Origin of the sequence: Pseudomonas huaxiensis (genome assembly GCF_003231275.1) — a bacterium.
Classification (GTDB): domain Bacteria; phylum Pseudomonadota; class Gammaproteobacteria; order Pseudomonadales; family Pseudomonadaceae; genus Aquipseudomonas; species Aquipseudomonas huaxiensis.
The window spans coordinates 46,578-68,138 of sequence record NZ_QKVL01000029.1 but is presented as its reverse complement, the minus strand read 5'-3'; the positions used below and the strand labels follow the sequence as shown (position 1 = coordinate 68,138).

The window sequence follows — 21,561 nt, the reverse complement described above, 5'->3', positions numbered from 1 at the left end:
CAGGCGCGGCCGTGCACCAGAACGTCCTCGCCTGTTTCTGTTTCAACGGATCAATCAGCCACGTTCAGCACTCGCTTTATGCGTACTTGCGGACTTCGCTGCTGGTCAGCTCTTCGATCAGTTGACGCTCATCCTTGACCCGTTGCTCCTCCAATGCCTTGATCCTTGCACTGTACTGGTCAGAGGAGTCCTCGGGATAAAGGTCCGTCAGGTCCAGCACTCGGGCCTCGAAGTTGTCCTGGATCGCCCTGAAACGGTCTACGTTCGTCTCACGCAGGTACTCCAACCAGAAATCCCGCTGGGCGGCATAGTCGAGAAACGCCTGACCGCGCTCGCCCTGATGGACCTCGGCCAATGCACTGTCGAGCTCTCCGGGCCGAATCTCAGCGTAGGACTGATACAACATCCTGCTCGGAGGCAATGGCAGGTCGAGGAGCTCGGCCCAGTGCAAACGGTAGGCCAGGCGGACTTCTGCCTCGTCCCGGCCAGCGGCCCGCTCGCGTGCAATATCATCCAGGGCCTGCAGGCGATACAGGCGCAAGGTGAGCCGACACAGGACTTGTCCGCGCTCTAGCTCGGAGGCATCCCGCAGCGATTGGCGGATGTACACCTGAACCTCCATCTGGTTGAACTCCAGACGAATCCCATCAGGACAGGTGTCGTAGTTCTGCACCAGCCGCAACGGTTCCTCAGCCATACCGTTCAGAATCAACCGCATTTCAGTGTCTCTGGCCGCCGCATCCAGTACACGCCATACCCGCTCGATCAGCTCCGGACGGCTCATCGCCCGTCGATAATCCGCAGTGTTGCGCAGGTGCGCCACCATTCCCAGCAGGTCACGCGCGTTGTCGACACCTTCCAGTTGCTGCCACGTCGCACGGCGCAGAGGCTCCTCGTCTACCTCTCCTGCCAGCCACGGCTCTACGGAAATCGCCACCGGTTCGACCTCGCCAGCGCCATGGGTGTGGCCGTAGGATTCCTGATCCGTGTCCTCCTGCTCGGAGTCCGAATCATGACGATCTGGTGGAAGCCTGCGGATCTCATCCGGCAAGTCCATGTTGAATGAATAAGGTCGGTTGTAAGACTCCGATACATGTGCGCGACGCATCACCTCATCGGGCAGCGGGTTGCCCCTGAGGACGATATCGGTATGGCCGGTTTCACAGCGATAGTTGTTCAGCAAGAACTCGGGCAACTCGCGGATCTGGTTGTTTTCCAGGCACAGCATTTCCATTGAGTCAGGCAGCAAGGTATCAAGCCATGCAGGCCACGACTGCAGCCCGACATTGTTAAGACTCAGGGTTAGCGCTTGCCTGTCACGACCCAGGGCAGAACCATCCAAAACGGTGCCTATTACGTTGTCGTCAAGGTCAAGGTTTTCCAGTTTTTTAATCCGTGCAAAAAAGTCCACGGCCGCCTGATCAATGGTCAAGCCCTGGGAGCGCAGCGACAAGCTAAAAAGGTCAGGCAACTCGAGCAGCGCTTCGGGCAGTTCAAGCATCGGGGTGATGTGTCCCTCCAATGTCACGACGTCAAGCTGGGGAAAATAGCGCAAGAAGCGGTTGAGCTGTTGCGTGGTGGCGGCAGGTCGCAGCAGTTCCAGGCGATAAACGCGCTCATAAAAAAAGGCCGGCAGCACCGGAGGGAACTCACTGAGCTCGACCGAGTCAAGCCGCAGAACCTTGCGAATGATGGCGTTGGGCTCGTTGTTCCAGAACTCCAGAATGCTGTCGCGGATCCGCCGCCGCATGCTCGTCTGCTGTGCATTTACCGGAGCCGTAGAGGTGGATGCCTCGGCCCAGTTATCAAGTGCATCGGATAACACCGCACGTTCTTGCATAATCAGATCCAGTTCCAGCGCAAGCACGGGCTGAACGTCCAGATCAAAGCTGAAACGGCGATCGGGCCCCTCACTCAGTCGAAGCGCTTTGATCGCTTCTCCGGGCAGTGGATTGCCCTGAAGCGCTATGCGGCAGCGGCTCCCCGCGAGGGGGTTTTCCTGAATGGCGTCGGGAATCCTCGTGATGCGATTGCTCATCAACGACAGCTCGGAAATTGTGTTCAAGGCGTTGCTGTCAAGCCAGTGCGGCCACGCGGTTATATCCATGCGATCCAACCCGAAATAATCCAGGTTCAAGCGGACGGCCTCGCTCGGCGACAAAGAGCTCAGAAGGTTGCCACTCAAATCCAGTCGCCGCAGATTCAACCGGCCCAGAGTGTCCAGGTTACGCTGAGTGACAAAGGTTCGCATGTTGGTCAACTGAAGGTTTCTCAACCGTGGTGGCGAGGGCTGCAGAGCCCCCAGAAGCAGGTCGAAGTTGGCACTGACCCCTTCACGTATTACCACGGACGCCAATTGCGGGAATCGGCCAAGGAAACGGTTCAAAAACTGCGGGTCGGGTGGCCAGGTGCCCGAACTCAAAGCACTGTGGGTAAGGTCAAGTTCTTGCACACGTTGATAGACAAAGTCCGGTAATTGTTCGGGGACGTCAGCCAGGGCAACGTTCGTCAGACACAACGAAGCGGAGCGCCCACGCTCGGGCAAGCTATTGGCTTCCCAATGTGCCCAGAGCGCCTCACCGATGCGCTGACGAGAGCTGTGGCGCCGATTCATGTTATCGGCTTCCCAGCGAGCCCAAAGCTCCTCGCCAAGACGCTCACGGATTTCATTCGGCCACGAGCCCTGCTCCAGTATCGAGGCCGAGGCCAGCTCCCACTCGGCAAGGCTGCTGCGTAGCGCGCGCTCCTCATCCAGAAGCTGATTCAACCGGACATCAATGGCTGCACGGTCCAGGCCAGCGGCATATAGCTCTCCAAGCACCTCTTCGGGGTAGGCACTGCGAAATTCGAGCAGCCGAATCTTGTCCAGCAAGCTGTCCTCCGTGAAAAAGCCGGGGAGCGTGCCCCTTCCGCTCAACGGATAACCAAGCCGGCCATCGGCAAGACGCATGGGCGATTTGCCGGACGGCTCGACGGACTGCAGGTTCAACACCTTGCGCAGCACTTGCCTGGGCAATAGCGGCTGCGCCTGCACGGCGCGCTTCAGATCCGCGCCCTGACCAACGTGGGGGAAACCCAGCTCCGTGCGTTGCAGGTCCGGCAGTGCGTGCAACAGCGCGGCGTAGAAGTCGTCGCTACCGTGAAGATGCTGATCCTGTGCATCGCGGGCTTGATAGCGCTCGCCCTGCTTGACCAGAACTTTGTGAATCGGCGCATCGACCGGGCCGACGCTGTCGATCAACGGCCCATGAAACGAGGCATTGCGCACTTCCACACGCACCAGGGGTGACCAGCCCGGCATGGCTTCGACGGTATGCAGCAGCAGCTTGTCGCTGTCAGGGTTGTACACCGATTCCAGGCGCAAGCCCTCGTACGCGCGGGCCAGACGAGTACTCTGCAGGTACGCCCGCGCCTCTTCGGCGATCCGCTGTGGTACACGCTGTTCGGCGCGCAAGCGTTCCAGTTCGGCAGGGTTTGCGTGCTCCAGCAGTTCCTCGACCACCGGGGTGGGCAATCCGGGGAATGCGCGCTGAACCGCTGAAACCGGCACAGACTCACGCACTTGCAGGGCTTGATAGCGTTCGGTAAACCAGTCGCGCCGCCGGCGACTGGCATCGGCCGGGTCAACGGCGTTTTCGCCAATGGCCTGCGCCGCCTCGCGGTCCAGCTTCGTCCGCTGTGCGGTATCTACCAACAGGGCCGGCGGGCGCCCGCCTTCGACCAGGGCATGCCGCAACATCGATTCGGAGCTGCCACTGACCCGCAGAATGCGCACGACCTCATCATCGGAAAACTCATCACTGGAAAAGCCAAGCCGGCGCAGCAACTGGACACCCTGCCACTCCATCGGCTGGTCCGCCTCATGCAACCAGACGCCCGCCTGATTGTGGCGCAGGCGCGGTTCATAGGCATCAGACCGAACGGGATGCGCCAGTCGGTATGGCTGAGGTTTGACCGCGTAAGTGCGTCCTTCCAGCGCCAGCCATTGCTTGCCTTGATGCTCGTACAGGCCCAGTGCGTTGGGTTTGAGTCCCGCTGGCAGGACGATATCGTGGGCATAAGGCTGCACGTCCGGCTTCCATAAACGGGTGCTGCCGTCGGCCAGGCGTACCGGCCGCATTGGCTTGACCACCTCGGGTACCTCCACCGCTGGAATACGTCCGCCGCCTGCGGAGGCGGCGCCCAACACGGCGACCAGCGCCACATTGTCCACCACGTCCATGAAATAGCCCCACGCCTGGTCTTTTTCTCCCTGCGCCAGGCTTTCGATACCTTCGAAGACTTCATAGCTCAGTTGTACGGCCATTACCCCCATCATCACCTCGCCCAACCCGGGCACCACGAACGCGGCGATATTGAGGGCGTCGAACGCTTCTTCGAAAAAGTACGCCAGTTTGTCCATTCTCGACTTGTGGTCTTGCTCCGCCGTAGGCACCGCATGAAACAGTCCATCGTCCCGCAGTACGGCCACTTTCTGCTCGAACAGCCGGTTAATCAGTGACCCGGAAAAGGCTTCATCCGTGAGGTGCAACCTCGCGTCTCGGTCCAGCGTCTGCTCATACCACCCCGACGGGTTCCAGACCTTTGGATGAAAGGCCTGATCAAGCTTGCCGAACACCCTGTTGCGATGGCGCGCCGGCACGAATCGCTGAAAGAACGCCAGATAGCCCGATTGCAGCATGCTTTCGCGCAGCACACGGAGAAACTGCACTGAAGACTCGTATTCACGCAGCGGGTTATAGGGATCATCGGGTATATACACCACGATGCTTTCCACCTGAGCATCAACTTCCCCGCCCAGACGAAAGACCACGATGCCACTCATCCTTACATCCCAAAGTTGCAAGAAACTGCAGCGCGGTTCTTCCAGAAAAGGCATTTTCAACAACGCCATCAATGCCAACTGCGTCGTCTGGCTGATGGTATTTTTCATGGCCGCGAGCTGCACTTGAAGTTCGAATGCCGATTGCTCGAAACGCAGGAACATCGCTCGCAGATTTACCGCAGCAACAGGCGCTGCGGGATTGAGTGTCTGCTGTATCAAGGCCTGGTACTGGCCACCCAGATCGAGCCTGCGGCACAATGCCGCGAACTTGTCAGGGGGTATATCAACCTCCGGCCCGTCGATCGCCACACCCAGAACCGGGTACGCGGAGAAAATCCCCGCTTTGGCGATACGCCCGTTATCCATCGCCCCCGAATCCGTTTCCCACGCCTCGAAATTCTGCAACGCCGACGCCAGCAACGACTGGGTTGCCGCCTTCAACAATGCCTGCCCCAAAACGGCCGGGTCCTGCGAAGGCCCTTCGAGGGGAACGTCCATGGCGGCCCGCCTGGCATGGAACAGGTAACAGGTGCGGACATCGAGCTCCAGCCCGAACTCGTCCCGGATTGCCGCCTTGAGCAACGGCTCGGCAAACACATCGGGGGCGGGCAAACCTGCCAGCACCTGGTTGACTTGTTGTTCATCGCGCAAGTGACCCGCGTAGGTATGGTGCAACTGGCGGGCAGCATCCGGGCCGGGACGCGGCACCTGTTCGAGCCCGGCCGGCGGCGGCGGCCCCTTTTTACGCAACGCGTCACGGGTTTTGGAAGAGGCACTTTTCAACCAGTCGGGGATGTTGCCCTCGACCGTCACGAAGTGTTCGGTGTTCGCGGAGTTATCATTAACCTGCACCATTGCATCACGCATAACTTCAGACATAAGAGCGGCCTTCTTCTTATTGAGAGGCACTCCAGAGTAACGCCCACCCGATTAATAAAAAGCGCAAATAACTCATTGAAATACCAAACATTGGATCAAGACTTCAAACGTATATCGACTATAAATAACACCCCAAACTTATTCGTTCGATCAGGCACTTTCGCGCGCGATACACCCGCTCGCCACCGCCCCGGGATCCCCGGCACAACCGGCCTTCGCGGCGGGAATCTGCCCGGAGGCGTTTCCGATCTGCACGGGATGTATTATCGTGGCTGCTTGCGCAAGATGCGTGGCCTGACCATTCAGGCATTTGCCAACCGATCGAGGGTGCCATGAGCAACGAAAGCATTAACTGGGACAAGCTGGGCTTCGACTACATCAAGACCGACAAGCGCTACCTTTCCTACTTCCGTAATGGCGAGTGGGACCAAGGCACCCTGACTGAAGACAACGTCCTGCACATCAGCGAAGGTTCCACCGCGCTGCATTACGGCCAACAGTGCTTCGAAGGCATGAAGGCCTACCGCTGCAAGGACGGCTCGATCAACCTGTTCCGCCCTGACCAGAACGCCCTGCGCATGCAGCGCAGCTGCGCCCGCCTGCTGATGCCGCTGGTGCCGACCGACGCCTTCATCGAAGCCTGCAAACAGGTGGTCAAGGCCAACGAACGTTTCATTCCGCCACACGGCAAGGGCGCCCTGTACCTGCGTCCATTCGTCATCGGCGTCGGCGACAACGTCGGCGTGCGCACCGCACCTGAGTTCATCTTCTCGATCTTCGCCATCCCGGTTGGTTCGTACTTCAAGGGCGGCATGACCCCGCACAACTTCGTGATCTCCGGCTACGACCGCGCCGCCCCACAAGGCACCGGTGCGGCCAAGGTCGGCGGCAACTACGCAGCCAGCCTGATGCCGGGCGCGGAAGCCAAGAAAGCCGGCTTCGCCGATGCCATCTACCTGGACCCGATGACCCACAGCAAGATCGAGGAAGTCGGTTCGGCCAACTTCTTCGGCATCACCGGCGACAACGAATTCATCACCCCGAAATCGGCGTCCGTGCTGCCAGGCATCACCCGCCTGTCGCTGATGGAACTGGCCGCCTCGCGCCTGGGCCTGAAAGTGATCGAAGGCGACGTGCTGATCGACGAAATCGCCAAGTTCAAGGAAGCCGGCGCCTGCGGTACCGCCGCGGTCATCACCCCGATCGGTGGCATCCAGTACAACGACAAGCTGCACGTATTCCACAGCGAAACCGAGGTCGGTCCGGTCACCCAGAAGCTCTACAACGAGCTGACCGGTATCCAGAGCGGTGACGTCGAAGCGCCAGCGGGCTGGATCGTCAAGGTCGCCTGACGCTCTTTCCTCGCCACACAGAAAGCCGCTGAGCGGCGATCAGGCTGGTTTCCACACAGCACGGTCGCCGCTCAGCGGCTTTTCTACATGAATTTTTCTTCAGGACGGGCGCTGTCTATTCTTTGGCACAATCGAACCTCAACTCGCCGCCCAGGTAAAAGCATGCCCCGCGTACTGACTATCGAAGACGACGCCGTCACTGGCCAGGAAATCGTCGCCGAACTTTCCAGCCACGGCCTGGAGGTCGATTGGGTCGATAACGGCCGCGAAGGCCTGTCCCGTGCAATCGCCGGCGGCTATGACCTGATCACCGTCGACCGGATGCTCCCCGAGGTCGATGGCCTGACGATTGTCACCACCCTGCGCAACCTGAAGATCGCCACGCCGATCCTGATGATCAGCGCCCTCTCCGATGTCGATGAGCGGGTTCGCGGCCTGCGTGCCGGCGGTGACGACTACCTGACGAAACCCTTCGCCTCTGACGAGATGGCTGCCCGCGTCGAGGTGTTGTTGCGCCGCAACAGTGTGCCGATGACCGAGACCCGCCTGCAGGTCGCCGACCTGCAACTGGACCTGATCAGCCATGAGGCGCGCCGCGGCGAGCAGTCGCTCAACCTGCTGCCCACTGAGTACAAGCTGCTGGAATTCCTCATGCGCCATGCCGGCCAGGTCATCACCCGGATGATGATTTTCGAGGAAGTCTGGGGCTATCACTTCGACCCCGGCACCAACCTGATCGACGTTCATATCGGCCGCCTGCGCAAGAAGATCGACGCCCCCGGCCAGACGCCGCTGATTCGCACCGTGCGAGGCTCCGGCTATGCCATTGCCGAACCCGTCTAAGGGCTGGAGTTCGTCAACCAGCCGACTGCTTGCGCTGTACAGTTTTCTGTTCGTGGCCTGGAGCAGCATCCTCATGGGGGTGCTGTACTTCGAAGTGTCCAGCTACCTGAACAAGCTCACCCGTCATTCGCTGATGCAACGTCAGCACCTGTTTGCCCACATGAGCGGCAAGCAACTGGATGACGCGCTGATCGCCAGCCAGGCTTTCGAAGAACGCAGTTTCGACGCCTATGGCCTGTTCGATCCGCAGTTCAACCCGCTGGGCGGGCAGATCCGCCAGATGCCCGCTGAACTGGGCCTGGACGGACGCATCCATGAAATCAGCCGCTGCCTCGACGCCGACGACCCGCGCCTGCCGCGGGACAGTTGCGATGCAGTGGCGCTCAAGGTCCAGGATGGTCGCTGGCTGGTGTTGGTGCGGGACAACGGTTCGCTGTTCGTGGTCACCCGAATCATCCTCCACGCCCTGCTCTGGGGCCTGTCGCTGACCATCATTCCCGGCATCGCCGGCTGGTACTGGCTGCGCCGCCGACCGCTGAAGCGGATCCGCGCGATCCAGGCCACCGCCGAACAGATCGTCGCCGGTGACCTGACCCGGCGCCTGCCACTGTCGCAACGCCGCGACGAACTGGACATGCTCGCCGCCATCGTCAACGCCATGCTCGACCGCATCGAACGGCTGATGCACGAGGTCAAGGGCGTCTGCGACAACATTGCCCACGACCTGCGCACCCCGCTGACCCGCCTGCGCGCCCAGCTCTACCGCATCCGCCAGCAGGCCGGCGATGACGCGCCGCAGGCCGAGGCGATGGAACAGGCCATCGCCGAGACCGACACCCTGATGGCGCGTTTCCGCGGGCTGCTGCGCATCAGCGAACTGGAAGACCGCCAGCGCCGTGCCGGCTTCGTCGAACTGCAGGCCCAGGCATTGCTGGTCGAACTCCACGACTTCTACTTACCGCTGGCCGAGGACGGCGAGATTGCCCTTGAACTACGGGTTGCCGAGTCGTTGCCGATGCTGTTTGGCGACCATGAACTGCTGTTCGAGGCCCTGGCCAACCTGGTGGGCAACGCCATCAAGTTCACCCCGGCCGGCGGACGGGTGCGTATCAGCGCCGACGGCGATGACGCAGGTGTGCATATCGCGGTGGAGGACAGCGGCCCGGGGATTCCCGAGGAAGAACGCGAGACGGTACTGAAGCGCTTCTACCGGAGCGAGGAAGGCCACCGCCATGCCGGCTTCGGTCTGGGGTTATCGATCGTCTCGGCGATCGTCGACCTGCATGGGTATCAGTTGGAGGTGGGGGAAAGCGAGTGGGGTGGTGCGCGGTTGGTGGTGCATTGCCGAGGCCAGGTGTAGCGCGGTCCCTGTAGGCGCGGGTTTACCCGCGCCTACAGGGCCATGCGCCCCAAGCCGGGATCAGTCAGCCAGACGCCAGGTGGTCGCGCCCTTCTTGTCTTCCAGCACCACACCCATCGCCGCCAACTGATCACGAATCCGGTCGGATTCGCCCCAGTTCTTGTCGGCGCGCGCCTGCAGGCGCGCCTGGATCAGGGCTTCGACTTCAGCCGCATCAACCTTGCCTTCGGCACCGGCACGCAGGAAGTCATCGGCATCCAGTTGCAGCACACCCAGCAAACCGCCCAGCTCACGCAGGCGCCCGGCGAGGCCCGCAGCGGTCAGTGGATCGCTCTCGCGCAGGCGATTGATCTCGCGTACCAGATCGAACAACACGGCGCAGGCTTCCGGCGTACCGAAGTCGTCGTTCATCGCCGCAGCGAAGCGCTCGACATACTCGTCGCCGCCTTGCGGTGCCACGATCGGCAAGCCGCGCAGGGCGTGATAGAACCGCTCCAGGGCGCCTTTCGAGTCGCGCAGGCTGTCTTCGGAGTAGTTGATGGCGCTGCGGTAGTGGCTCGACACCAGCAGGTAGCGCACCACCTCCGGGTGATACTTTTCCAGCACGTCGCGAATGGTGAAGAAGTTGTTCAACGACTTAGACATCTTCTCGCCGTTGATGCGGATCATCCCGCAGTGCATCCACGAATTGGCGTACTGCTTGCCGGTCGCGGCCTCGCTCTGGGCGATTTCGTTCTCGTGGTGCGGGAACTCCAGGTCGCTGCCGCCACCGTGGATGTCGAAGCTCTCGCCCAGGCAGCAGGTGGACATCACCGAGCATTCGATGTGCCAGCCCGGACGACCCGCGCCCCATGGCGACTCCCAGCTCGGCTCGCCCGGCTTGACGCCCTTCCACAGCACGAAGTCCAGTGGATCCTGCTTGGCCTCGTCGACTTCGATCCGTGCACCGATGCGCAGGTCTTCGATCTTCTTGCGCGACAGCTTGCCGTAGCCGACGAACTTGCCGACGCGGTAGTACACGTCGCCGTTGCCCGGCGCGTAGGCGTAGCCCTTGTCGATCAGGGTCTGGATCATCGCGTGCATGCCGGGGATATGGTCGGTGGCACGTGGCTCCAGGTCCGGTGGCAGGATGTTCAGGCGGCGCTCGTCTTCGTGCATCGCATCGATCATGCGCGCGGTCAGGGCGTCGAACGACTCGCCGTTCTCGTTGGCACGGTTGATGATCTTGTCATCGATGTCGGTGATGTTGCGCACGTAGGTCAGGTCGTAGCCGCTGTAACGCAGCCAGCGAGTGGCCAGGTCGAAGGCGACCATGCTGCGGCCGTGACCGAGGTGGCAGAAGTCGTACACGGTCATGCCGCAGACGTACATCCGCACCTTGTTGCCGTCCAGCGGTTTGAAAACTTCCTTGGTCTTGCTCAGGGTGTTGTAGATGTTAAGCACGAAAATTCCTCAGCTGCCCCAGGAGTCACGCAGGGACACGGTGCGGTTGAATACCGGACGGCCTGGACGGGAGTCTTTCAGGTCTGCGCAGAAGTAACCTTCGCGCTCGAACTGGAAGCGGTCTTCAGGCTGGGCATTGCCCAGCGACGGCTCGGCACGACAACCACTGAGCACCTGCAGCGAGTCTGGGTTGATGTTGTCGAGGAAGCTGCCGCCCTCTTCCGCTTTCTCCGGGTTGGCCGCGCGGAACAGGCGGTCGTACAGACGCACTTCGCACTCGACGCTGGCAGCGGCCGGAACCCAGTGGATCACGCCCTTGACCTTGCGGCCCTCGGGGTTCTTGCCCAGGGTGTCAGGGTCGTAGGAGCAGAGCAGTTCGATGATGTTGCCGTCGGCATCCTTGATGGCCTCGTCGGCGCGGATCACGTAGCTGCCGCGCAGGCGCACTTCACCGGCGGGTTCCAGGCGCTTGTAGCCCTTCGGCGGTTCTTCCATGAAATCGTCGCGGTCGATGTACAGCTCGCGGGCGAACGGCAGGGCGCGCACGCCCATGTCTTCCTTCGGATGGCGCGGCAGTTCGAGGTTCTCGACCTGGCCTTCCGGATAGTTGGTGATGGTCACTTTCAGCGGACGCAGCACGCACATGGCACGCGGCGCGGTGCGGTCGAGGTCGTCACGGATGCTGAATTCCAGCATCGACATGTCGACCACGCCGTCGGAACGGTTGGTGCCGATCATTTCGCAGAAGTTGCGGATCGAGGCCGGGGTGTAGCCGCGGCGACGGAAACCGGAAAGGGTCGACATGCGCGGATCATCCCAACCTTCGACATGCTTCTCGTCGACCAGTTGCTTGAGCTTGCGCTTGCTGGTGATGGTGTAGTTCAGGTTCAGGCGGCTGAACTCGTACTGACGCGGCTTGGCCGGCACCGGCAGGTTGTCCAGGAACCACTCGTAGAGCGGACGATGGCCTTCGAACTCCAGGGTGCAGATGGAGTGGGTGATGCCTTCGATGGCATCGGACTGGCCATGGGTGAAGTCGTAGTTCGGGTAGATGCACCACGTGTCACCGGTCTGGTGGTGGTGGGCATGACGGATGCGGTACAGGATCGGGTCGCGCAGGTTCATGTTCGGCGACGCCATGTCGATCTTCGCCCGCAGCACGCGCTCGCCGTCCTTGAACTCGCCGGCTTTCATGCGGGCGAACAGGTCCAGGTTTTCCTCGACGCTGCGCTCGCGGAACGGGCTGTTCTTGCCCGGCTCGGTCAGGTTGCCGCGGTATTCCCTGGCTTGCTCAGGGGTCAGGTCGCAGACATAGGCGTTGCCCGACTTGATCAGATCCACGGCCCAGTCGTGCAGTTGATCGAAGTACTGGGAGGCGTAGCGTACGGGACCGGTCCATTCGAAGCCCAGCCACTTGACGTCTTCCTGGATGGCGTCGATGTACTCCTGGTCCTCTTTGGCCGGGTTGGTGTCATCGAAACGCAGGTGGCAGGCACCGCCGAATTCCTTGGCCAGGCCGAAGTTCACACAGATCGACTTGGCATGGCCGATGTGCAGGTAACCGTTGGGCTCAGGCGGGAAACGGGTAACGATGCTGCTGTGCTTGCCCGATTCCAGGTCGGCCTGCACGATCGGGCGCAGGAAATTGACAGGGACGGCGGGCGCGCCTTTGGCGGCATTGGGAGCGGTGTCAGCAGTGGGCTTGCTCATAGGATCCTTGGAATTCTGGTCTTCGGCCCGGGTAGGCCGCGTGAAACAAAGCGCTTATCATAGCCGAAGCGGTCGCGCTGCCGACAGCACCGCGCCGACAAACCGGCGCTAATATGGGCAGGCACCGCAAAAAAATCAGCACAATGAACGTATCGCCGACGCCAGAGCGGGCGTCAGGGTCAAATACGCATTTTTACACCCCTCCTTCCCACATGCCTTGAGAGAGCGAATTTCAGCATGGCCAAAGTCAAATTGAGCACCAACCACGGCGATATCGTTGTGGAACTGAATGCAGAAAAAGCCCCGATCACCGTGGCCAACTTCATCGAATACGTAAATGCTGGTCACTACAGCAACACCGTATTCCACCGCGTCATCGGCAACTTCATGATCCAGGGCGGCGGTTTCGAGCCGGGCATGAAAGAGAAGAAAGACAAGCGCCCAAGCATCCAGAACGAAGCCGACAACGGCCTCAGCAACGACAAGTACACCATCGCCATGGCCCGCACCATGGAACCGCATTCGGCGTCGGCACAGTTCTTCATCAACGTTGCCGACAACAGCTTCCTCAACCACAGCGGCAAGAACGTGCAAGGCTGGGGCTACGCCGTGTTCGGCAAAGTGACCGAAGGCACCGAAGTCGTCGACAAGATCAAAGCCGTTGATACCAGTTCCAAATCCGGCCACCAGGACGTGCCGAAAGAAGACGTGATCATCGAGAAAGCCGAGATCATTGAGTGATACTGCTGATCTCCGATCTGCATCTGCAAGAAGAACGCCCGGACATTACCCGGGCGTTTCTTGATCTGCTGGCAACCCGCGCCCGAGATGCACAAGCGTTGTACATCCTGGGCGACTTTTTCGAGGCCTGGATCGGCGATGACGGCATGACGCCGTTCCAGACTTCAATCTGCCAGGCCCTGCGTACGCTGAGCGACAGCGGCACTCAGGTGTTCCTGATGCACGGCAATCGCGACTTCCTGATTGGCAAGGCCTTCTGCAAGGCCGCGGGCGTCACCCTGCTGCGCGATCCCAGCGTGGTCGAGATGGGCGGTGAGCCTGTGCTGCTAATGCACGGCGACAGCCTGTGCACCCGCGACGAAGCCTATATGAAGCTGCGCCGCACCCTGCGCAACCCGCTGAGCCTGTGGATCCTGCGTCATCTGCCGCTGAGCACCCGGCGCAAGCTGGCGCGCAAACTGCGCAGTGAAAGCAAGACGCAGACCCGCATGAAAGCCACCGACATCATCGATGTGACCACCGAGGAAGTGCCACGAATCATGCAGCAGCATGGCGTGCACACCCTGGTCCACGGCCATACCCATCGGCCGGCGATCCACAAGCTCACCCTCGATGACGGCAGCGCTGGACGCCGCATCGTTCTGGGTGACTGGGACCGCCAAGGCTGGGCCCTGCAGGTGGATGAACAGGGTTTTCAACTGGCTCCGTTCGCGTTCGCCTGAACACCCGCTTCGCGGCACCGGCCGCGAAGCCTCCCCCCTGCCTGAACCCTCCGAAAGTCTCCCCGCACTACTTTGCGCACGCAGCTTCAAATACGTATCTGTCGTGGGCGATCGCTTACATTTCGCGAAGCCAATGACCGACAGACGCCATCTTTGCCAGTGATATCGTAGAGCCATTATGTGAACTGGATCACAGCCAAACACCGCGAACATGGATGCCGGAAACCATCGAATAAACGGGGCGATATCCGAAAAGCCAGACGAGTAGGAATTTATAGGGAGATAAACCGCATGACCGCTCAAGCACAAATTGTTGGTGGCTGGACTCCACTGCACGCTCTGGACTCCAACGAACAGGCCATCTTCGACAAAGTCACCTCGCAGTTGATCGGCGCAACCTACAAGGCACTGGAAGTCCGTTCCCAAGTGGTCAACGGCATCAAGTACCAGTACGTGGCCAACCAGTCCATCCCAGGCTACGAAGGCACCAGCCGTGTAGCCGTGGAAGTCTATGCACCGGCCGGCGGCAACCCAAGCATCATCTCGATCACCCCGCTGCTGCTGGGTTGATTGCACCAACCCCCGGGCGCATGGATTAGGCGCCTGGGGGTTACCGCCTTATTTCAATGCCCGCCCGCAGCCGGCCCCGCCTTCGCCGCAAACGGCGGCTTCGCCAGCCATACCAGCAGAATCAACCCCGCGAACACCCAGCCCATCAGCGTGAAATAATCCACCGTCGACATCATGTACGCCTGGCTGCTGAGCATCTGCTCCAATTGCCGGTATGACGCGCCCCCTGCCCCGCCCATCTGGTTCAGCGCCTCGCGAGTCGCAGGTTCATAGGTGCTGATGCTTTCGCTCAGGTAAGCATGGTGCTGATCGGCGCGGCGGATCCAGATCCAGGTGGTCAGCGACGCGGCAAAACTGCCGCCCAAGGTCCTCAGGAAAGTCGCAAGGCCCGAGCCGTCGGCGATCTGCTGTGGCGGCAGGTCCGAGAGCAGGATGCTCAGGGTCGGCATGAAGAACAGTGCCACGCCAATCCCCATGAACAACTGCACCAGGGCTACGTGCTGGAAGTCCACTTCATGGGTGAACCCCGCCCGCATGAAGCAACTCGCGCCAATCGCCAGAAACGCAAGCCCGGCCAGCAGGCGCAGGTCGAAGCGGTGCGCGTACTTGCCGACGAAAGGCGACAGCAGCACCGGCAGCAGGCCGATTGGCGCCACCGCCAGTCCGGCCCAGGTCGCGGTGTAGCCCATCTGCGTCTGCAGCCATTGCGGCAGGATCAGGTTGATACCGAAGAACCCGGCATAGCCGAGCACCAGCACGATGGTGCCGATGCGGAAGTTGCGGTGGGCAAACAGCCGCAGGTTCACCACCGGGTGCTTGTCGGTCAGTTCCCAGATGATGAACACCGCGATGAACACCACGGAAATCAGGCTGCCAATGACTATGAAGTTCGACTCGAACCAGTCCAGGTCATTGCCCTTGTCCAGCACGATCTGCAAAGCGCCGACCCCGATGATCAGGCTCAGCAGGCCGATGTAGTCCATCGGCTGGCGGCTGGTCTGCACCGGCCGCGTGCGCATCTGCTGGCGAACCACGGCAGCGGCGAACAGGCCGATGGGGATATTGATGAAGAAGATCCACGGCCAGCTATAGCTGTCGGTGATCCAGCCTCCGAGAATCGGCCCCGCGATCGGCGCCACCACCGTGACCATCGCCAATAGCGCCAGGGCCATCCCGCGTTTCGCCGGCGGATAGACGGCAATCAGCAGGGTCTGGGTCATCGGGTACAGCGGCCCGGCGACCACGCCCTGGAGAATGCGGAAACCCACCAGTTCCGGCATCGACTGCGAGATCCCGCAGAGGAACGACGCCAGCACGAACAGCAGGGTCGCCCAGATGAACAACTTGACCTCGCCGAAGCGCCGGCTGAGCCAGCCGGTCAACGGCAGGGCAATGGCGTTGCTCACCGCAAACGAGGTGATGACCCAGGTGCCCTGCTCCGAACTGACGCCGAGGTTGCCGGAAATGGTCGGCAACGCCACGTTGGCGATCGTGGTGTCGAGCACCTGCATGAAGGTCGCGAGCGACAGGCCGATGGTGGTCAGCAGCAGGCTCGGCGGGGTGAACGAAGCCTGGTTGCTCATCGCTGGGCAGTCTTGTCGCTGGCGCTGTTGTCGTGGATCAACCGGGCAATCAGGGTGTCGGCCTCGGCCAGTTGACGGTCATACACCTGGGTGGCGAAGGTCGCCTTCTGCGGCGCCTGTTGGGCCAGTACCGGACCGCTCTGGTCGTGCAGATCGACGTCGACCGTTGTCGACAGGCCGATGCGCAGCGGGTGCTGGGTCAGTTGCTCAGCGTTGATGTGCACCCGCACCGGGACGCGCTGGACGATCTTGATCCAGTTGCCGGTGGCGTTCTGCGCGGGCAGCAGGGCGAACGCGCTGCCGGTACCGGCGCCGAGGCTGTCGATGGTGCCGCTGTATTTGACGTCGCTGCCGTACAGGTCGGTGCTGATGTCCACCGGCTGGCCGATGCGCATGTTGCGCAGTTGGGTTTCCTTGAAGTTGGCGTCGATCCACAACTGATCCAGCGGGATCACCGCCATGGTCGCGGTGCCCGGCTCCAGGCGCTGACCCAGTTGCACGGTGCGCTTGGCGACATAACCGGTGACCGGCGCCACCAGGGTGGTGCGGGCATTGCTCAGGTAAGCCTGGCGCAGGTCGGCGGCGGCGGCCTGAACCTCAGGGTGAGACGACACCACGGTGTCATCCACCAGCGCGGTGGTGGTGTTCAGTTGCTGTTTGGCATTGCTCAGCGCGCTCTGTGCCGACGACAGGTCGTCACGGGCGTGGGACAGTTCTTCCTGGGAAATCGCCCCACCAGCGGCAAGGGTCTTGCGCCGGTTGTAGTTTTCCTGGGCCTTTTGCAGCTCGGCCTGGCGCGCAGCGACCTGGGCTTTCATGCCGTCGACGTTGCTGTACAGCCCGCGCACCTGACGTACCGCCCGGGCCAGCTTGGCCTCGGCAGCCTGCAGGCCGACCTCGGCATCGCTCGGGTCGAAGCGGATCAATTCCTGGCCGGCGTGCACCAGGTCGCCATCGTCGGCGCCGATGCTGACCACGGTGCCGCTGATCAGCGGCGTGATCTCGACCACGTTGCCGTTGACGTAGGCGTCGTCGGTGCTTTCAGTCCAGCGCCCGTACAGCTCATGCCAGGCCCAGGTGCCGGCGCCGATGGCGAGCACCACGAGTAGCAGCCCGAGCAGCCAGGTCTTGCGCTTGCGCTGATTATTAACGTCCTGCTCGTTGACGGCAGTGTCCGAAGTTGGGGTAGCCATTGACGAATACCTTGGCGATTAAGGGTGACGGGAGGCCGGCGATGCTGCTGCGGCCTGCTGTTGTTGGGATGCCGCATCAGGCTGGAAACCACCGCCGAGCGCCTGCATCAGCAGGATCGAACGGTCGATGCGCTCAGCATTGAGCTCGGCCAGTTGGCGCTGGGCCTGCAGCAGTTGCTGCTCGATGCTCAGCACATCGAGGAAGTTGCCGATGCCGGAGCCGTAGCGCTGCATGACGGTGTCGTAGGACTGCTGGGCGATGTCGGTGGCACGCTGTTTGGTCGCCACCTGCTCGCCGAGGGCATGCAACTGGTCGATGTTGTCGCTGACTTCGCCGAGGGCGTTGACCAGGCTCTTGTTGTACTGGGCAACGGCCAGGTCGTAGTCGGCGTCGCGGGCATCGAGGTCGGCGCGCAGGCGGCCACCATCGAAGATCGGCAACGAGATGGTCGGGGCAATATTGAAGAAGCGGCTCGGCGCACCGAAGATCGCATCGCCCAGCAACGCCTGCGTGCCAGCCGCGGCGCTCAGGTTGAGGTTGGGGTAGAAGCGGGTCTTGCTCGCGTCGATCGACTTGCTCGCCGCCTCGACTCGCCAGCGCGCCGCTACCAGGTCCGGACGCCGACCGAGCAGCTCGGCGGGCAGCACCGATGGCAACGCCACCGCGCCCGGTTTGAGCACGGCGGGCCGGGCAATCTGCTGGGCACGGTCCGGCCCTTTGCCGAGCAACACCGCCAGGGCGATCTGCGCGCTGCGCAATTGTTTCTGGGCGCTGATCGCCTGCTCTTCGGAGCTGGCGGCCAGGCTTTCGGTCTGCTGGAGCTGGTATTCGCTGTCGATTCCGGCAGCCAGGCGGCGCTGACCCAGGTCGAGCATCTGCCGGGTGCGTTTGAGGTCGTCCTGGGTCAGGTCGTGGACGATATAGGCCTGGCCCAACTGACTGTAGGCCCGGGCCACGTCGGCGGCGAGGGTCAGACTGGCGGCCTGGCGGTCGACTTCGGCGGCGCGGGCCTGGCCCAACGCGGCTTCCCAGGCGGCACGCTGGCCGCCCCAGAGGTCGAAGGTGTAATTGAAGTCGAGGCTCAGACTGCGCAGGGTCGAATAGCGACCGCCCTGCCCGGCCGGATCCTGGTCCCGCGCCAACCGCGAGCGGCTGGCGCTGGCATTGGCGTCCAGGCTCGGCATGCGATCGGCGTCGGCGGCATAGGCTGCGGCGCTGGCCTGATGGGCGCGGGCGCTGGCGATCTGCATGTCCGGGCTGTCGCGCAGGGCTTCGCCGATCAGGCCGTCCAGTTGCGGATCACCAAGGCTGCGCCACCAGTCGCTTTTCGGCCAGGCGGCCGGCGACAGTGTGACGCCCTTGAGGGTCTGTTCGGCCTTGAGGTCGCTGGCCGCCAGGCGCTCGCCTTCCGGCGCGAGACCGCGATAGCTGGCGCAACCGGCCAGGGTCAGGGCGATAACCAGCAGGCTCAGGCTACTGCGCAAGGTGGTGGTGTTCATTTGTCACTCACCCGCAGCGCTGTCAGCGAATCGCCGGCGTTGAGCAGGACCTTGGTGAGAATCGCGGTGAGCGTGGCCAGCTCGTCAGGCGCCAGCACGCCGACCAGTTCGTTCATCGCCTCGGCGCCGATATGCGGCAGACGGTCGGCGAGCTTCTGTCCTTCTTCGGTCAGTTCGACGCGCACTTGCCGGCGGTCCTCTGGGCAGCGACTGCGGGCGATCAGGTCTTTCTGTTCGAGGCGGTCGAGCATGCGGGTCATGGAACCGCTGTCCAGGCCGAGGTAACGGCACAGCTCGGCGGGGGTGTCGACGCCGTATTGGGCGACGATGATCAGCACCTTGAACTGCGCGGCGGTGACGCCGTAGTCCTGCAGATGGCTGTCGAGAATGCGGTCCTTGACCAGCGCAGCACGCCCGAGGAGCAGGCCGATAGTGCAGGTCTGGAAGTTTTCCGGAGTGAAATGGGACATGAAGGGAGAAACCTGCTTAGGCAGTGATGTAAGCAGATATTACTGCCCAGACATTAATTGTCCAGGCATTTATTAGCTTGCTTCCTATTTTGACGACGAAAGGCCGAGTAGATCGGTCGGGATTCAGGCAGGGAAACATCGGCGCGCAGAGAACCCGCGCGCCGTGGGAACTCAGGCTGGAACGCCGCTGTGGAAGCGGAATTCCTCGTCCGGAGAAACGACCAGTTCGGCCTCGGCTTCACGGACTTTGACGATGGTGCGTTCGATATCAGCGGCGTCGCCGTATTGGTAGGCCAACTTCAGGTAGCCCTGATAATGCCGCGCCTCGCTTTTCAGCAGGCCGTGATAGAACTTGCCGAGTTCTTCGTCGAGATGCGGCACCAGTGTGGCGAACCGCTCGCAACTGCGCGCTTCGATAAAGGCACCGACCACCAGGGTGTCGACCAGCTTCACCGGTTCGTGGGAACGCACCAGGCGGCGCAGGCTCGAGGCATAGCGGCCGGCATTGATCGGACGCAGCGGCACCTTGCGCCGCTTCATCAGACGCAACACCTGTTCGTGGTGCACCAGTTCCTCGCGGGCGAGGCGCGACATCATGTGGATCAGGTCGATGTGGGTGTTGTACTTGGCGATCAGGCTCAGCGCCGTACTGGCGGCCTTGAACTCGCAATTCTTGTGGTCGATCAGCATTGTTTCCTGATCGGCCAGCGCCGCTTGCACCCAGGCATCTGGCGTGCGGCAGCCGAGGAAGGCTTCGATTTCGGGGATGAGTTCCATGATTCACAACAGGCATGAGGCGGCAGGGCCGGCGATTATACCGGCGCGGGCGGCTATCACCAGTGACTATGCTTTGATATGTATCAAGCCGCGCCGCATCGAGCGCCGACTATAGTCAGGCATTGGTCGCCATTTCCCAAGGGAGTTCTCGTTCATGCAAGCCGTCCGCAGCATCCTGGTGGTACTCGATCCCGAGCACGCCCACAGCCGGGCCTTGACCCGGGCCAAACTCATCGGCAAAGCGACCGGCGCACGCCTGCACCTGTTGATGTGCGACAAGAAACACGACCACAGCGCCCTGCTCAGCCTGCTTTCCAGCCAGTTGCACGACGATGGCTACGACAACGTCACCTATGAGCAGGCGTGGCACGACACCCTTCATGAATCGATCATCGATGTGCAGCAAGCCGAAGGCTGCGAACTGGTGATCAAGGAGCACCGCCCGGACAGCCCGCTGAGAAAGGCCCTGCTCACCCCTACCGACTGGAAACTGCTGCGTCTGTGCCCGGCAGCGGTGCTGATGGTCAAGACCGAACGGCCCTGGACCGGCGGCGTGATCCTCGCGGCCGTCGACGTGGGCAACAACGACCAGGACCACCGTGTGCTGCACGGCGATATCGTCGATCACGGCTACGCCATCGCCGACCTGGCCAAGGGCAATCTGCACGTGATCAGCGCCCATCCGTCGCCCATGCTTTCAGCGGCGGACCCGGTCTATCAGCTCAAGGAAACCATCGAACAGCGCTACCGCGAAGCCTGCGCCGCGTTCCAGGCGGAGTTCGATATCAGCGATGAGCGCCTGCATGTCGCCGAAGGGCCCGCGGATGTGTTGATTCCATACACCGCCAGCAAACTGGACGCCGTCGTGACGGTGATCGGCACCGTGGCCCGCACCGGGATCACTGGCGCGCTGATCGGTAATACGTCGGAAGTGGTGCTGGATTCGCTGGAATGCGATGTGCTGGTGCTGAAGACGGCGGAAGTGGCGGCGCAGTTGAATGAACTGGCCCAAGGCTGATTTCTGAAGAAACCTTCAGGGCCTCATCACTGGCACGCGATGAGGCCCTGACGAATCAGCCCAAGGCGTCCTTGAGGAACCCCGGCGCGATATAGCGCTGGTAATGGGCTTCGGAAAGCAGGAAGAACTCGGTATCGATGGCATCCCGCAGTTGCGGCAATTCCCACTCGCGAAACTCTGGCAACAGCACCAGCCCGTAGGCTTCCAGCTCGCGGATCACCCGCGCACCACGGGCGATCAACTGGTAGGCCCAGCAATATTCCGACTGATGCGGCACGTAGCGAATCTTGCGCTGCTCCAGTTGCAGGCGCAGCCGCTCGGCGTCGAAAACCTCCAGCTTGGCGGTCATCACCTGGACCAGAAGCTGTTCCAGGCGCAACCATACCGCGCGTTTTTCATCCTCGCTGTAGCCGTTCCAGTGGATCACTTCATGGTGGAATCGCTTGCAGCCGCGGCACACCAGATCCCCGTAAACCGTGGAGCAGAGACCGACGCAAGGCGTCTTGATGGACTGATTGGACATGGGCAGATCGACAGCATGGCAACGAAACAGACGGCCATGTTAGCCCTTTGTC

Annotated in this window: 16 protein-coding genes; 7 read left to right on the top strand and 9 right to left on the bottom strand. The window is 61.8% G+C overall.

Going from position 1 to position 21,561, the window contains the following annotated elements; all coding sequences use genetic code 11:
• Positions 1-76 precede the first annotated feature (76 nt).
• On the bottom strand, positions 77-5,704 hold the full coding sequence (locus DM374_RS24010; protein WP_110972110.1) for an NEL-type E3 ubiquitin ligase domain-containing protein: 5,628 nt from the start codon (positions 5,702-5,704) through the stop codon (positions 77-79).
• Positions 5,705-6,036: 332 nt separating this feature from the next.
• On the opposite strand from DM374_RS24010, the gene DM374_RS24005 reads away from it, so the two are divergent.
• From DM374_RS24005 to DM374_RS23995, 3 genes are all read left to right on the top strand, one after another.
• Positions 6,037-7,056, top strand: a complete 1,020-nt coding sequence (locus DM374_RS24005; RefSeq protein WP_110972109.1) for a branched-chain amino acid aminotransferase — start codon at positions 6,037-6,039, stop codon at positions 7,054-7,056.
• 162 nt (positions 7,057-7,218) lie between these two features.
• On the top strand, positions 7,219-7,899 hold the full coding sequence (locus DM374_RS24000; protein WP_110972108.1) for a response regulator transcription factor: 681 nt from the start codon (positions 7,219-7,221) through the stop codon (positions 7,897-7,899).
• A complete protein-coding gene (locus DM374_RS23995) occupies positions 7,877-9,259 on the top strand; it encodes a sensor histidine kinase (RefSeq protein ID WP_110972107.1) in 1,383 nt (460 codons plus the stop codon). Before DM374_RS24000 ends, DM374_RS23995 begins: the two co-directional genes overlap by 23 nt.
• A gap of 60 nt (positions 9,260-9,319) precedes the next feature.
• Here DM374_RS23995 and cysS read toward each other — a convergent pair whose 3' ends face one another.
• Together cysS and DM374_RS23985 are read right to left on the bottom strand one after the other, a co-directional pair.
• Positions 9,320-10,702 carry a cysteine--tRNA ligase gene (cysS, locus tag DM374_RS23990; protein WP_110972106.1) on the bottom strand — a complete coding sequence of 461 codons (1,383 nt, stop codon included), beginning with the start codon at positions 10,700-10,702 and terminating at the stop codon, positions 9,320-9,322.
• Between the two features lie 9 nt (positions 10,703-10,711).
• Positions 10,712-12,412 (bottom strand): glutamine--tRNA ligase/YqeY domain fusion protein, encoded by a 1,701-nt coding sequence (locus tag DM374_RS23985; RefSeq protein ID WP_110972105.1) that lies wholly within the window; start codon positions 12,410-12,412, stop codon positions 10,712-10,714.
• A gap of 237 nt (positions 12,413-12,649) precedes the next feature.
• Here DM374_RS23985 and DM374_RS23980 point away from each other — a divergent pair, with 237 nt between their 5' ends.
• The 3 genes from DM374_RS23980 to DM374_RS23970 all read left to right on the top strand — a co-directional run bounded on the left by DM374_RS23980 (position 12,650) and on the right by DM374_RS23970 (position 14,445).
• A complete protein-coding gene (locus DM374_RS23980; RefSeq protein ID WP_110972104.1) occupies positions 12,650-13,153 on the top strand; it encodes a peptidylprolyl isomerase in 504 nt (167 codons plus the stop codon).
• The gene (locus DM374_RS23975) at positions 13,150-13,875 is read left to right on the top strand and encodes a UDP-2,3-diacylglucosamine diphosphatase (protein WP_110972103.1); all 726 of its coding nucleotides are present in this window, start codon (positions 13,150-13,152) and stop codon (positions 13,873-13,875) included. Before DM374_RS23980 ends, DM374_RS23975 begins: the two co-directional genes overlap by 4 nt.
• A 291-nt stretch (positions 13,876-14,166) precedes the next feature.
• Positions 14,167-14,445 (top strand): hypothetical protein, encoded by a 279-nt coding sequence (locus DM374_RS23970; protein ID WP_110972102.1) that lies wholly within the window; start codon positions 14,167-14,169, stop codon positions 14,443-14,445.
• Positions 14,446-14,498: 53 nt separating this feature from the next.
• On the opposite strand, the gene DM374_RS23965 is transcribed toward DM374_RS23970, so the two are convergent.
• From DM374_RS23965 to miaE, 5 genes are all read right to left on the bottom strand, one after another.
• Entirely contained in the window at positions 14,499-16,028 is a 1,530-nt protein-coding gene (locus tag DM374_RS23965; protein WP_110972101.1) for a DHA2 family efflux MFS transporter permease subunit, read from the bottom strand.
• A complete protein-coding gene (locus DM374_RS23960; protein ID WP_110972100.1) occupies positions 16,025-17,221 on the bottom strand; it encodes an HlyD family secretion protein in 1,197 nt (398 codons plus the stop codon). The genes DM374_RS23965 and DM374_RS23960 overlap by 4 nt, the downstream gene beginning before the upstream one ends.
• A gap of 18 nt (positions 17,222-17,239) precedes the next feature.
• Positions 17,240-18,721: an efflux transporter outer membrane subunit gene (locus tag DM374_RS23955; RefSeq protein ID WP_110972099.1), complete on the bottom strand. Its 1,482-nt coding sequence runs from the start codon at positions 18,719-18,721 to the stop codon at positions 17,240-17,242.
• The gene (locus DM374_RS23950; RefSeq protein ID WP_110972098.1) at positions 18,718-19,191 is read right to left on the bottom strand and encodes a MarR family winged helix-turn-helix transcriptional regulator; all 474 of its coding nucleotides are present in this window, start codon (positions 19,189-19,191) and stop codon (positions 18,718-18,720) included. Before DM374_RS23950 ends, DM374_RS23955 begins: the two co-directional genes overlap by 4 nt.
• A 171-nt stretch (positions 19,192-19,362) precedes the next feature.
• On the bottom strand, positions 19,363-19,968 hold the full coding sequence (gene miaE / locus DM374_RS23945) for a tRNA-(ms[2]io[6]A)-hydroxylase (protein WP_110972097.1): 606 nt from the start codon (positions 19,966-19,968) through the stop codon (positions 19,363-19,365).
• A gap of 154 nt (positions 19,969-20,122) precedes the next feature.
• Between miaE and DM374_RS23940 the strand changes: the two genes are divergently transcribed.
• A complete protein-coding gene (locus tag DM374_RS23940; RefSeq protein WP_110972096.1) occupies positions 20,123-20,986 on the top strand; it encodes a universal stress protein in 864 nt (287 codons plus the stop codon).
• Between the two features lie 55 nt (positions 20,987-21,041).
• On the opposite strand, the gene DM374_RS23935 is transcribed toward DM374_RS23940, so the two are convergent.
• Positions 21,042-21,509: a DUF1289 domain-containing protein gene (locus DM374_RS23935; RefSeq protein ID WP_110972095.1), complete on the bottom strand. Its 468-nt coding sequence runs from the start codon at positions 21,507-21,509 to the stop codon at positions 21,042-21,044.
• Positions 21,510-21,561 lie beyond the last annotated feature (52 nt).